This is a genomic window from Streptococcus oralis subsp. oralis, assembly GCF_002096455.1.
GTDB lineage: Bacteria > Bacillota > Bacilli > Lactobacillales > Streptococcaceae > Streptococcus > Streptococcus oralis_CY.
The window spans coordinates 99,904-113,500 of sequence record NZ_NCUL01000003.1; the positions used below are offsets into that span (position 1 = coordinate 99,904).

A 13,597-nucleotide genomic window follows, 5' to 3' on the forward strand; every position below is an offset into this window, starting at 1 on the left:
CGACTCCTATCTTGTCTTAATCACATCACCTGGGTTGGCAAACCAAGATCCAGATGACATGTGAGAAGGATTTAGGGCTTCTAGCTGGGCAATGGAAATCCCTGCACGTTGAGCAAGAGCTGCTTCTCCCTCTCCAGGTTGTACTGTAAGTGTTCCTTCACCCTCTGCATGTTCTTCCGAACTGCTCTCTGAAGGTGTTGATTCAGAAGAAGCTGTTTCCTCTACCTTGCTACTTGAAGATGATGATGCTTCTACTTTAGAACTTGAACTTGTAGAAGGAGACGATGCATCATAGAAGTCCTTCAAAGATGAAGTACGATTGCTTCCTCCGGTTGATAGGTAAATCAATACAACTACCATTGCTACAACGATTACAAAGAAGAGGCTAGCTAGAACCGTCAAGACACGATTCGCAACAACGCCTTTCCCTTTTTGTTTCCGGTGTCGACGCTCTGATCTTGTTTCTTCCTCATTGTTTTCGTAAATATCTTCTTGCCACGGTTCTTTTTCCATACCTTACTCCTTGTTTTTTTTACATTTTCTTATTACAATATAAATATGAAAGTCACACTTATACCCGAACGGTGCATCGCCTGCGGGCTTTGCCAAACCTACTCTGAACTCTTTGATTATCACGATAATGGAATCGTTCGCTTTTATGATGATCCAGTTGAATTGCAAAGAGAAATCGCTGAGACCAGCGATGTTCTGGAGGCCATCAAAAATTGTCCTACAAGAGCACTTCTAAAAGATCCATCGTAGGAAGCAGGGAATAAATATAATTGATTTTTTCTCATTTTTCCCACACCTACTAGTTTAGCATATTTCTAGGTAAAATTATAGTCTTTTTTGGTTATTTTTTCCTTCAATAATAGAAAGGTCACTTTTTTCTTTGACGAGATAGAGTGGTCTTTTTTTGGTCTCTAGATAAATCTTACTGATATACTTACCGAGAATCCCAATCGTCAGGAGTTGAATCCCTCCAAGAAAGAGGATGACAGCCATCAAAGACGTCCAACCAGATGTCGGATTTCCCAAGATAAGAGTCCGAAACACTACAAAAACTGTCATCACAAAAGAAAGAAAACAAGATAGAAGTCCCGCTACAAAAGCTATACTCAAGGGAAAATCTGAAAAATTGAGAATTCCTTCAATCGAGTAGAAAAAGAGTTGTCTAAAACTCCAACTGGTCTTGCCAGCCTGTCGTTCAACGTTTGGATAATCAAGATAGTGCGTTTTAAAACCCACCCAGGCAAAGAGTCCTTTAGAAAAACGATTGGATTCGGTCAGGGTCAAAATAGCATCTACCACAGATCGTCTCATCATGCGAAAATCACGGACACCTGAGGGCAGAGCTACTGGGCTAATTTTTTGCATGAGGCGGTAAAAGAGGTCAGCACAGAGACTGCGAAAGAAGGGTTCTCCCTCCCGACTAGTTCTCCGTGTCCCAACACAGTCCAAGTCTGCATTCTGGTCTAGTAAGGCTTTCATCTCAAGTAGCATACTAGGAGGATCCTGAAGGTCTGCATCCATCACGACCACCAAGTCTCCAGTTGCATGCTGCAAACCTGCGTATAAGGCTGCCTCTTTCCCAAAATTTCGTGAGAATGAGACATAACGGACCGCAGGATTTTGCTCCCGATAGGTCTTCAAAAGCTCTAAGGTCCCATCGCTTGAGCCATCGTCTACAAAGACATATTCGACTTCTGCTCCCAAGTCAGGAAGCAGAGCTTCCACAGACTGATAAAAAAGAGGAAGTACTTCCTCTTCGTTTAGACAAGGGACGATGATTGAAATCATCATCTTAGTCTTCAAATCCATTTGGATGCTTGCTTTGCCAACGCCATGCGTCTTCGCACATTTGGGTGATGTCGAGTTCTGCTTCCCATCCGAGTTCTGCTTTGGCTTTTGCTGGGTCTGAGTAGCAGGCAGCGATATCACCTGGGCGGCGTTCTACGATGCGGTAAGGAATAGGACGTCCCACTGCTTTTTCCATATTTTGGATAATTTCAAGAACGGAGTAACCTTTACCAGTTCCAAGGTTATAAATGTTTAGACCTGAACCTTTTTGGAGTTTTTTCAAAGCTGCAACGTGACCTTTAGCTAGGTCTACGACGTGGATATAGTCACGAACACCGGTTCCATCTTCTGTATCGTAATCATCTCCAAACACTTGTACTTGTTCTAGTTTGCCCACTGCTACTTGTGAAACATAAGGTAAGAGATTGTTTGGAATTCCATTTGGATTTTCTCCTAGGTCTCCACTTTCATGCGCTCCGATTGGGTTGAAGTAACGAAGCAAGACCACATTCCATTCTAAGTCTGCCTTGTAGATATCGGTCAAAATCTCCTCTAACATGAGCTTAGTACGGCCGTACGGGTTGGTCACTGAAAGTGGGAAATCTTCCAAGATTGGAACAGTATGAGGGTCTCCGTAAACTGTCGCAGAAGAACTGAAGATGATGTTCTTACAATTATTTTCTTCCATAGCTTTCAAAAGGCTGACAGTTCCTGCGATATTGTTATCATAGTAGGCAAGAGGGATACGGGTTGATTCGCCAACAGCCTTCAAACCAGCAAAGTGAATCACACCAGTCGGTTCTTCCTGCTTGAAAATATCTCTGAGAGTATCAGTATCACGGATATCTGCCTCATAAAAAGGAATCTCAACTCCTGTGATTCTTTCAACAACTTCTAAACTTTTACGATTGCTATTGACAAGATTATCCACCACAACCACTTGATGACCTGCTTGGATCAACTCAATAACAGTGTGGGTTCCGATAAATCCAGCACCACCAGTTACCAAAATCTTTTCTTGCATCTTTTTTCCTCGATTCTCGGATTATTTTTTCTTATTTTATCATTTTTGATAGGGAATGTCATTTGACATCCTAAACTACCTGCTAAAATTTCAGTAAAATACTTATTCGCTTTTTACTCGTTTGACATAGTTTGCAATTGGATAGTTTACTGGGTCCAAGGTCAACTCCTTGTCTTGGACCAGCTGGGCTAGATGGTAACCGATAATCGGACCAGTTGTGAGGCCTGATGAACCTAGTCCACTAGCCGCATAGACACCTGCCAATCCTGGTACCTGCCCAAAGAAAGGGGAGAAATCACTGGTATAGGCACGAATTCCCACACGCTCACCCGATGATTTCGCTTCTGCCAAGGCTGGATAGTGAGGCAAGGCTGCTTCCTCCATTTGTTGAAGCAAGGGTTCATCCACCGTCAAGTCAAATCCCATATCATTTTCATGGGTAGCACCTAGGGACAATTTCCCACCTGCAAAAGGAATCAAATCCCACTCCCCTTCTGGCATGACAACAGGGTAAGATTTCATATCTTTGGTAAGTTGATAATCTCGTAGTTGTCCCTTTTGGGGACGAACATCTACCTCATATCCTAAAGGTTTCAAAATGTCCCCCAACCAAGCTCCCGACGCCAAAATAACTTGATCAAACACTTCTTCACCAATCTGGTAACCGGATGCTAAAGGTGTCAGACTCACTTTTTCTTTGACCAGCTTGACCTGACTGGCTTCTAGCAAACGAGTCACTAAGAGCTGGCCATCCACCCGTGCCCCACCAGAAGCGTAGATCAGGCGGTCGAATCCCTGCAAGCCAGGGAATAATTCATTTGCAGACGCTTGGTCTAGAATGGCTAATTGACCTATCAAGGGAGATTCTTCCCTACGCTGGAGTGCTAGTTCATAGAGTTCTTCTAACTTGGATTCATCCTTTTTCAAGAGAAAAACTCCCGAACGCTGGTAAAAGTCGATTTCCTGTCCTGACTTTTCTAAATCAGCCAACAAATCCACATAAAAGTCAGCCCCCAAGCGCGCCATCTTGTACCAAGCTTTATTGCGACGTTTGGAAAACCAAGGACTGATAATTCCCGCTGCTGCCTTGGTTGCCTGACCTTGGCCATGGTCAAAAACAGTCACCTCTAAATCTGCTTCTTTGGAGAGGTAGTAGGCAGCTGTCGCCCCCACAATCCCTGCTCCGATAATGGCAACTTTTTTCATTGTCTTCACTTTCTAACTAGATATGGTGGAAAGGATTGGTCGATGCTTGGCTAGGTATGATATCAATGGTCCAATCCTTTTCTGCCTTCCATTGATTAAGGAGGTCAGCAATTTTTTCGACAAAAAGAATTTCGATATAGTGGCCCGGGTCCAGCGCCAACAGGCCATCAGACAGCATATCCTGAGCTGTATGATAGTAGATATCCCCAGTGATGTAGACATCTGCTCCCTTTACTAAAGCATCCTTATAGAAAGATTGACCACTACCACCACAGATGGCTACTCTTGAAATAGGCTTCTGCAAATCACTCTCTTGATAATGAACCATTCGAAGACTATCTAGACCAAAGACTTGCTTGACATGTTGGGCCAATTCCCCAAATGTCTGAGGCTGAATATTCCCAATACGACCAATCCCACGTCCTGGACTTGTCTCCTGTAGATAAGTAGTCTCCTCAATTCCTAGCATCTGGCAGAACCAGTCATTGAGACCATTCTCAACGATGTCAATATTGGTATGGCTGACATACACTGCAATGTCATGCTTAATCAAATCAATGTAAATCTGATTTTGCGGACGACTGGCTACCAAGTCCTTGATGGGACGAAAGATAGGCGCGTGCTTAACGATAATCAAATCCACACCCTTTTCAATGGCCTCTGCCACCGTCTCTTCTCGAATATCGAGGGCAACCATGACCCTTTGGATATCCTTGTCCAAAGTACCGATTTGCAGGCCACGACTGTCTCCCTCCATTGAAAATTCCTGAGGACAAAAGGCTTCATATGCGTTAATTACTTCACTTGCTAGCATGGAGTACCTCCTTGATGGCTTGAATTTTATCTACTAAAACTTGTCGTTCCTCCAGATTTTTTTCCGGGATTTGTTCGAGAGCGAACTCTAGCTTAACCGCTTCTTTTTGCCATTTTTGGACAAATACTGGACTGACCTCTTTGGACAAGAAAGGTCCAAAGCGAACATCACTGGCTGATAGCTTCATTTGTCCTGATTCCACCACCAAAATCTCGTAGAATTTGCCTGCTTCTTCTAGGATGCTTTCTGCCACAATCTGAAAATCGTTATCTTGCAACCAAATACGCAAGTCGTCTTCACGATTATTGGGTTGGAGGATTAAACGCTCTACATTAGCTAGCTTTTCCAAACCTTCTTGCAATATGGTAGCAATCAAACGGCCACCCATACCAGCAATGGTGATAACCGATACTTGGTCAGCCTCTTCAAAGGCTGCCAAGCCATTGGCTAAACGAACCTGAATTTTCTCCTTTAGACCGTGATTCTCAACATTTTTCACCGCTGACTGGTAGGGGCCTTCCACCACCTCACCTGCAATGGCGCTTTTGATTTGGTCTCTCTCAACTAACTCGATGGGCAGATAAGCATGGTCACTTCCCACATCTAGTAAAATAGCTCCCTGTGGTACAAAGGACGCCACCAATTCTAATCTCTTTGAAATCATCTTCTCTCACTTTCCAAAACTCTATTACCTCTTATTATACCATATTTCAGCTAGCAATCTTGCACCTAAAAAGACCACAATCCACAGATTGCAGTCTTTCTTTATTTTCTAGCTTGGTAACGACTGGTTAGAATGAAAATCACCGTAAATACCAGCATCATGGCCCCATAAACAGGTAACGTTTGTCCAGTTAAGGTTGAAATTTCAAGTAGTTTTTGAATCCTTGGGAAGAGAGCTGTGGCTAGGAAGCCTCCTACTGACCAAACAATCAAGAGGACACGCCAGAGGGTAAATGGCATGCAGGCTCTAAATACAGATAAGAAACCAATTGACCCCAAGAGATAATAGAGTAGGGTTGAGATTTCTAACTCAGACCAACCTTGACTCGCTCCAAAAATTTTCACAAAAAGAACGCTGAACACAACCATCAGTGCGCTTGGTAGGGCACGAAGCATGGATTTTCTGAGGAAGTTTGCTTCGACTGGTTTGATATTTCGCTCAAAAGTCAGAACAAATGGCGGGAACCCTTCCACGAACTGGTCAATCATGGTAATCTGGATTGGAATGAAGGGGAAAATCAAAATCCACTCAGACCGTCCTAGAAGAGCACTGGCGATACAGATGACAGCGAGCAAGAAGGAATAGATTGTCTTTATCAAGAAAATCGGTGCAATATGGGCAATGTTATTGACCACACGACGACCTTCAAAGAGAATCTCAGGAACATCATTAAAGTCAGAGTTCAAGAGAACCAGATTAGCAATCTGACGAGTCGCAGGATCTCCTTCAGCCATAACGATCGAACAATCTGCTTCGCGGAGAGCTAGGATATCATTGACACCATCCCCTGTCATTGCCGTTGTATGCCCTGCTTTTTTCAGAGTTTGGATGATGATTTTCTTTTGATGAGGGGAAACACGTCCGAAAATAGCTGTCTCTTCAGCCATGGCAACCAATTCCTCATCCGTGATTTTTGAGCAATCTACATAGCTGTGATAGTCCGCAAAACCAGCCTTTTGGGCAATGCTGGAAACCGTGACTGGATTATCACCAGAGATAATCTTGAGGCCCACTTCCTGAGAACGGAGATAATTCAGCGTCTCAGCTGCTCCTTCTCGAATCGGGTCCAAGATTTCCAGCAAGGCCAGGGCTTGAATGTCAGACGGTTTCTGTGGTTTGTGATGATCTAGTTTTTCCTGACTGAGGGCCAAGACCAAGACACGTGACCCTCTCTCCAAGGCCTCTCTGGCTTCTGATACTTCAGAGTCCAACAACATCTCAGGAGCTCCCAAGAAAACTGTCCCTAGCCCTTCTAACTCCATAGCTCCCCACTTGCGGTCGCTAGAGAAGGGAAGATTCGAGATCATAGGATAGGCTACTTGACCTTGGAAACGCTGGCGAATGGCTTGAGCTGTTGGATTTTTATCCTCACTATGAGCGATATAGCTAGTCAAAATGCTGGCAATAGCCTCATCACCATAAGTTTCCGTCAGAGGAAGAACAGCCTCCACCTGCATCTTTCCTTGGGTGATAGTGCCCGTCTTGTCCAGACAGAGCATATCCACGCGCGCCAAGGTCTCGACAGAGTACATCTCCTGCACTAAAACCTTTTTCAAGCCCAGCTTAATCACCGCAGTCAAGAGCGAAGTAATGGTCAAAAGGGCAATTCCCTTGGGTAACATACCCAAAAGGGCTGTCGACGAATTTACAACGGATGACTTGAGGGGCAAGCCCTTTAACATCAAGGCTTCTAGCAGGAGAGCTAGACCAAAGGGAATGATAATCTTTCCCGTAAAACCAGCTAGCTTGTCTAGCGATTTCATGATACGGGAGTTGATCGGTTTCACTGTCTTAGCTTCCAGCATGAGTTTGGAAGCATAGTTGTCTGCCCCGACATGGTGAACTTGAGCCAAAACTGCGCCACTGGCTAGGAAACTCCCTGATAAAAGCAAGGCATCCACTTCTTTTTGCACCAAATCACTCTCACCCGTCAACATAGCTTCATTGACTTCCGCAAATCCTTCCAGAACCAGAGCATCACTAGGAATCTGCTCCCCAGCAGACAAACGAATGACATCTCCTAGAACCAACTCTTCTGGATCGAGATCGACTTCTTGACCATCACGGATGGTTTTGACCTTTTCCTTAGTCATGAGATTGAGCTTGTCCACCATGTGTTTAGCCCGTAGCTCAGTCACAATCCCAGAAAAAGCGTTAAAGCAGATAACGGCAAAGAAAACCAGATTGCTCCAAGCCTGCACAAAGGCCAGCGCTAGGGCAATAACAAAGTTTAATGCGTTAAAAAGTGTAAAAACATTTCGTTTGATGATTTGCCAAGTACTGGTACTGGCTGAAGCGGTAAAGTCATTGACCAAACCTTGAGCCTGTCTTTCCTTGACTTCTCTTTGGGTTAATCCCATAATCTTATTTTTATCCATAAATTCTATCATATCATTTTTTTTAAAAGAATTCTAATCCCATCTAAAACTGTTGGCTGATAACTGAAAAAGTTTGCCAGTAGTCTTTTGATAAGGTATAATAATAAAAGCAATACAATCGAAGGAGATCTCATGTTTTATACTTATTTGCGTGGACTAGTCATGCTGATCTTGTGGTCCATCAATGGCAATGCCCACTATCACAATACTGATAAAATCCCTAGCCGAGACGAAAACTATATCCTGGTCGCACCTCATCGTACCTGGTGGGATCCTGTTTACATGGCCTTTGCGACCAAGCCAAAACAGTTCATCTTTATGGCCAAAAAAGAGCTGTTTAACAACCGTATCTTTGGCTGGTGGATCCGTATGTGCGGCGCCTTTCCTATCGACCGGGAAAAACCTAGTGCCTCTGCCATCAAGTACCCTATCAACGTCCTCAAAAAAAGCGACCGCTCTCTCATCATGTTCCCAAGTGGGAGCCGTCACTCAAATGATGTCAAGGGTGGAGTAGCCTTGATTGCTAAAATGGCTAAGGTTCGTATCATGCCGGTTACCTACACCGGTCCCATGACCTTGAAAGGCTTGATTAGCCGTGAACGTGTGGATATGAACTTTGGAAATCCTATCGATATCTCAGACATTAAGAAAATGAATGATGAAGGGATTGAAATGGTTGCAGACCGTATCCAAGCAGAATTCCAACGTTTGGACGAAGAAACCAAGCAATGGCACAATGATCAAAAACCAAACCCACTCTGGTGGTTTGTCCGCATCCCTGCCCTTATCCTTGCAGTGTTTGTTGGTATCCTAACGATTATCTTTAGCTTTATCGCAAGCTTTATCTGGAATCCAGATAAGAAGAGAGAGACTCTTGGTTAAAAAATACAATTATCCCTTAGCTTTTGCCAAGGGATATTTCTTTTATTCGATTTTCCATTTTTGGGACAACCAGTTGGAAAAGGCTAGAAATCGCTCAGCCACTTGCTCATGATGCCCATAAGGATCAAAAACAAACTGCCCAGTCAGATAACGTTTCTGAAGACTGGTATGGATCTGCTCAGCATAGGCTGGTGCTTGACCCAAGCGATTGGTATGATGGGCTCCTTCTGTTTGGCCATTCTGTAAATACAGCAAACAATCTAAATTTTTCACCTTTTCTTCCCTGCAATAAGTCGTAAAATCAGGGTACCAAAAGGAACCACAGATAGAGAAGATACAGGAGACCTTATCAAAATGGAAAAGACTGTATACAGCCGCCAAACCACCTAGTGAGTAACCCCCATAAGCAAGGCGATTTTTGTCCAGACGATAAAGCGACTGCAGCTTGTCTAAAAGACTACCAAATAAATGATCATGATAGGCATTTGCCTGACCCCCAAAATCCAGAGTCCCCTCTCTCAGAGCAGCTGCCTTCCATGGAGTGTAGTCATCTAGGCGATTTTTAGAGGTCAAGCCCACTAAAATCACAGATTCAGAAAGGGAAGATAGAAAATCCAAGTTTCCATCATTCAAGAGAATCGCTGGATAGGTTTGATTGGGGTCATAGGTCGAAGGAAGACTGACCTTGACTTGGATCCCTTCCCAATCAAACTCATTATTTATTGATAAAGTCATTGATTTTCTCAAGGGAATCAATCACTGCTGGACCATAATCCATCAACTCATCGTAAGAAATAGTCATGATTTTTTGATTCTTAATTGCAGGAACGTTTTCCAAAACTTCATTTGCCTTCATCAACTCTACTGCGTTAGCATCCAATTTTTTATTGCGGTCGCTGGTTACATAGATAATCAACTCAGGATCCATTGACACGAGATTTTCCAAGGTCAAGCCTGATGTTCCCGTTGCAACGTTGGTATAACCAAGTTGATTCAACAAGCTTTCTTGCAAAGCAGACTTGTAGGCACCAAAGGTTTCATCATTATAAGCAACCATAATCAAAGCCTTTTTCTTTTCACCTTGGCTTGTTGGATTTGCTTTCTTAACAGCGTCAATTTTAGCTTGTAATTGGGCTGCGTATTCATTAGCCTTGTCCTGAACATTGAAAATCATTCCAAGATTTTTGACATCTTCTACGATATTTCCCAAATCTTGCTGAATTGTTGAGAGAGAGGCTTTTTGCGTAAAGACTGGGATTTTATTTTCATTCCAAGTGCTAACTGTCCCCAAGGATTTTTCAGAAAACATCATATTTCGACCCATCACAGCATCTGGCTCATAAGAAAGGACTGTCTCTTGTGAGACTGTTTTTTTGTCCCCAATTTGAGGAATCGTCGCAATAGCATCCTTGTATTTGTCCGTTACAGCATTGTCCGGGTTGAGCATGCCAGCAATTTTATCCTTCAAGCCTAACTCCAATAAGATTTCAGTGGTTGAAAGATTGTTGGTAATAACTTTTTCAGGTGCCTTGTCAAAGACTTGTTCGACTTCATTTCCCTTAGCATCATAGGTCTTGACCGTTAACGGATAAGTCGTCTCTGTGCTGGCCTTTTGACTTGTTTCTGTGCTAGACTGCGTGGTAGCTTTTTCTGTAGTAGTGTTACCACAAGCTGCCATGGTTAGGGTAGCTACTGTTACGAGTAAAATGCTTAGTGTTTTTTTCATTTTGTTTTCCTTTTCATTCTTATAAATAGTGAATCATGGCTTGCTGATCCTCAGTCCAAGTAACCTGACTTTGAACTCCGTATACAGTTTGCAATGACTCTGGGGTGATGGTCTCCTTTGGAGTCCCTTGGTAAAGGATTTCCCCCTCTTTCATCAGATAGAGATAATCCGAATAGCGACAAGCAAGTTGAATATCATGTAGGACAGCTAAAACATTGACCTTGAGATTCTTCACAATGGCCAACAAGTCTAACTGGTACTTGATATCCAGGTGATTGGTTGGTTCGTCTAGGAGCAAGAGAGTCGGTTCTTGCGCCAAGGCGCGTGCTAATAAGACTCGCTGTTTCTCCCCACCTGAAAGAGACGAATAGAGACGAGTTTTCTTCTCAAGCATATCCACCTTGACGAGAGCATCTTGAACAAGGGCATAATCCCTTTCCTTTTCCTTCTGTAAAAAAGAGAGATGGGGCGTTCTTCCCAGCAAGACGATTTCCTCAACTGTACAATCAAACTGCAATTGATTAAACTGGGTGACAACTGCCATTTGCTTGGCTGTTTCTTTAAGTGACCAATGCTCCAGCGGTTTTCCATCTAGGCTTATCAAGCCTTTGTCCGCCCTTTCCTGACGATAGAGGAGTTTAAGCAGGCTGGTTTTTCCACTTCCATTTGGCCCTAGTATCGTATGAAATTGATGCCCCTCAACTTTAAGAGAAACTCCTTTGAGGATTTTTTTCTCTCCTAGTCCAAAGTGGACATCCTGACAAATCAAGTCCATATCAGGTCCTCACCTCCCTTCGCCTACCTCCAACAATGTAAATAAAGAAGGGAGCACCTACTAAGGCTGTGAAAATACCAATTGGAAGCTCAGCATTGGGAATGATGACACGAGAGAGTACATCTGCCCAGATGACAAAGAGGGCACCCAGTAAGGTCGCAACGGGAAAAAGTCTCCTGTAATTCGTTCCTACTAACCCTCGAGCTAAGTGAGGAGTAATGAGACCAACAAATCCAATAATCCCACAGGTTGCCACTAAGACAGCTGTCAGCACAGCCACCATGGTCACATAAAGATACCAATAGAAGCGTAAGGGAATTCCCAAAGTTAAAGCAGCCTCATCTCCCATCATCATCGCATTAAAAACACGATACTGAGTAGAGAAAAATAGAAAGGCCAATCCTACTACTATAGTTGGCAGGACTAAGTCAGACCAGGTAGTCCCGGCAAGCGAGCCCATAGTCCAAAACTTAATGGTCATCACACTGTCAGCATTAGCCCCAACTGAGATAATAAAGTTGGAAAAGGCTAGAAAGAGAGCGTTGACCACCGTTCCTGATAAAATCAGACTAGAAGTCGTCATCCTTCCCTGCATAGAGGCAATGATAAGGACAGCGATTGTTGCCAAAATAGCTCCAAGGAAAGCTCCAAGGCTAATCACCAATTTTAAACCAAGAATGATGCTTAAGGTTGCTCCTAGAGTTGCACCCGCAGAAATTCCTAAGACATAAGGCTCTGCGATGGGATTGTTCACTGAAGACTGCATCACGCTACCACACATAGAAAGACCAGCCCCTACTATCAGACCTAATAATACTCGGGGGAATCTCATGTTCCATACAATGGCAAGAGTAGACTTGGAAACCTCTCCTATCTCAAGAGGAAATCCCAATCTGCTCAAAATGATCCGATAGGTATCTCCTAAGTCAATCGCTACGGACCCCATAGAAACAGCTAGAAAAAGTGAAATTCCTAAAACACTTAGCAAAACACCTAAAAGTAACACAAATTGTACGTTCTGTCGGCTTCCAGAAAATTTGGAAAGCATGAAAACCTCCTTAGACAAAATTAAAAATTTAGAAAATTCTCATAAAAAGTATACCATATTTCTATTAGATGAACAAGGATGGAGACATATATAGAAAAAGCCCTCTGAATATCAGAGAGCTTGATTTGAGCTCGGGCTAAAATCCTAGTGAAACAAAAAAATCTACACGATCAGAAAAGTCTCTATCGTGCCATTTTCATACATAATGTATAGTCCAAGTAGAATGAATACTAAGGGCACAATGATTCGCTCGTATTTTTCAATTGTCTCGAATATTAACGGAATAGAGGATAACACCCGACTAATCTCGCAAAAGATAATTATGCCGATTACAAACACAAGCAACGCCACGAGGGTCTTTGACCAATCTAACGAAGCAAAATAAGGTATATAGATACCTAAATTATCTCCGCCAGACGCAATTGTCAGCAATGTAACTGTCCAAAACAGTTGATTTGCCTTGCTTTGTTCTAATCTTTCAATAATTTCTTCCTCTTCTTCCTCACCTTCTCCAACAATTGCAAAGCGAATCCCTAAATAGATAGGGATTAAACCAAGCAATCCAACCATCCATTCTTCAGGAACGAAATTAACGACATAAGCAGCAACTAAACTCGCCCCTACAAGTAAGCCTGTTCCTAGATATTGCCCCGCATAAATATGCCATTTCTGTTTATTCTGTGATAGCTGTGCAAATAAAATAATTAAAATAATTAAATAATCGATACTGGTGGAAATATAAACACCAATAGCAGATATGATTGTCTGTCCCATAAAAACCTCCTGTATTAGTTAGTAATAAATCAGCAGATTTTAGGAGAGCACAGACACATTAATTTAGCTATCGCTAGTGGGTAATGTCGAACGTAGGAAAGCATTTTACTCCTCCTCAAAACGTAGTTACAAAGTAATTTCTAACTGGAATTCGGTGACTACTTCCATGTAAAGTATAACATACTATACTTTACTTCGTAAAGTGTTGGCTCTCCGAGGGGGCTTGCAGACAGTTACTCGGCTTTTCAAGCCGAGTAACTGCGCACCTTCATGGTGTCATTAGCTGATACCATTTGAGGTTTTTGTAGTCTCCAAAATTGTGACCGATAAAACCTCAATAAAAAAGCTCTCTGAATATCAGAGAGCTGATTTGAGCTCGGGCTAAAATCCTAGTGAAAAAGATGAAACTCCTTGTGTTCATCGAACACTGTTTCCTTTCCCTATTT

At 42.9% G+C, this 13,597-nt stretch carries 14 protein-coding genes; 2 read left to right on the top strand and 12 right to left on the bottom strand.

The window, feature by feature from the left end; genetic code table 11:
• Positions 1–6: 6 nt before the first annotated feature.
• Positions 7–513, bottom strand: a complete 507-nt coding sequence (locus B7720_RS00700; protein ID WP_084856031.1) for an SAG1386/EF1546 family surface-associated protein — start codon at positions 511–513, stop codon at positions 7–9.
• A gap of 45 nt (positions 514–558) precedes the next feature.
• On the opposite strand from B7720_RS00700, the gene B7720_RS00705 reads away from it, so the two are divergent.
• Positions 559–762: a ferredoxin gene (locus B7720_RS00705; RefSeq protein ID WP_002874767.1), complete on the top strand. Its 204-nt coding sequence runs from the start codon at positions 559–561 to the stop codon at positions 760–762.
• Between the two features lie 75 nt (positions 763–837).
• Here B7720_RS00705 and B7720_RS00710 read toward each other — a convergent pair whose 3' ends face one another.
• The 6 genes from B7720_RS00710 to B7720_RS00735 all read right to left on the bottom strand — a co-directional run bounded on the left by B7720_RS00710 (position 838) and on the right by B7720_RS00735 (position 7,946).
• Positions 838–1,821, bottom strand: a complete 984-nt coding sequence (locus tag B7720_RS00710) for a glycosyltransferase family 2 protein (protein WP_000364626.1) — start codon at positions 1,819–1,821, stop codon at positions 838–840.
• Positions 1,805–2,824 (bottom strand): UDP-glucose 4-epimerase GalE, encoded by a 1,020-nt coding sequence (gene galE / locus B7720_RS00715; protein WP_001156531.1) that lies wholly within the window; start codon positions 2,822–2,824, stop codon positions 1,805–1,807. The genes B7720_RS00710 and galE overlap by 17 nt, the downstream gene beginning before the upstream one ends.
• A 102-nt stretch (positions 2,825–2,926) precedes the next feature.
• Positions 2,927–4,030, bottom strand: coding sequence for an NAD(P)/FAD-dependent oxidoreductase (locus B7720_RS00720; protein ID WP_084856034.1), 1,104 nt, complete (start codon positions 4,028–4,030; stop codon positions 2,927–2,929).
• A 16-nt stretch (positions 4,031–4,046) separates the two neighbouring features.
• Positions 4,047–4,844, bottom strand: coding sequence for a Nif3-like dinuclear metal center hexameric protein (locus B7720_RS00725; RefSeq protein WP_084856035.1), 798 nt, complete (start codon positions 4,842–4,844; stop codon positions 4,047–4,049).
• Positions 4,831–5,508, bottom strand: coding sequence for a tRNA (adenine(22)-N(1))-methyltransferase (locus B7720_RS00730; RefSeq protein WP_084856037.1), 678 nt, complete (start codon positions 5,506–5,508; stop codon positions 4,831–4,833). Before B7720_RS00730 ends, B7720_RS00725 begins: the two co-directional genes overlap by 14 nt.
• A gap of 101 nt (positions 5,509–5,609) precedes the next feature.
• Complete coding sequence (locus B7720_RS00735; protein ID WP_084856044.1) at positions 5,610–7,946, bottom strand: cation-translocating P-type ATPase; 2,337 nt, start codon at positions 7,944–7,946, stop codon at positions 5,610–5,612.
• 132 nt (positions 7,947–8,078) lie between these two features.
• Here B7720_RS00735 and B7720_RS00740 point away from each other — a divergent pair, with 132 nt between their 5' ends.
• A complete protein-coding gene (locus B7720_RS00740) occupies positions 8,079–8,828 on the top strand; it encodes a lysophospholipid acyltransferase family protein (RefSeq protein WP_000500182.1) in 750 nt (249 codons plus the stop codon).
• A 42-nt stretch (positions 8,829–8,870) separates the two neighbouring features.
• On the opposite strand, the gene B7720_RS00745 is transcribed toward B7720_RS00740, so the two are convergent.
• The 5 genes from B7720_RS00745 to B7720_RS00765 all read right to left on the bottom strand — a co-directional run bounded on the left by B7720_RS00745 (position 8,871) and on the right by B7720_RS00765 (position 13,151).
• The gene (locus B7720_RS00745) at positions 8,871–9,563 is read right to left on the bottom strand and encodes an alpha/beta hydrolase-fold protein (protein WP_042902703.1); all 693 of its coding nucleotides are present in this window, start codon (positions 9,561–9,563) and stop codon (positions 8,871–8,873) included.
• Positions 9,544–10,554 carry an ABC transporter substrate-binding protein gene (locus B7720_RS00750; protein WP_084856040.1) on the bottom strand — a complete coding sequence of 337 codons (1,011 nt, stop codon included), beginning with the start codon at positions 10,552–10,554 and terminating at the stop codon, positions 9,544–9,546. Before B7720_RS00750 ends, B7720_RS00745 begins: the two co-directional genes overlap by 20 nt.
• A gap of 19 nt (positions 10,555–10,573) precedes the next feature.
• Entirely contained in the window at positions 10,574–11,329 is a 756-nt protein-coding gene (locus B7720_RS00755; RefSeq protein WP_000364126.1) for an ABC transporter ATP-binding protein, read from the bottom strand.
• A 1-nt stretch (position 11,330) separates the two neighbouring features.
• Positions 11,331–12,377: a FecCD family ABC transporter permease gene (locus tag B7720_RS00760; RefSeq protein ID WP_049519084.1), complete on the bottom strand. Its 1,047-nt coding sequence runs from the start codon at positions 12,375–12,377 to the stop codon at positions 11,331–11,333.
• A 162-nt stretch (positions 12,378–12,539) separates the two neighbouring features.
• Positions 12,540–13,151 (bottom strand): CadD family cadmium resistance transporter, encoded by a 612-nt coding sequence (locus B7720_RS00765; RefSeq protein WP_084856042.1) that lies wholly within the window; start codon positions 13,149–13,151, stop codon positions 12,540–12,542.
• Between the last annotated feature and the right edge of the window lie 446 nt (positions 13,152–13,597).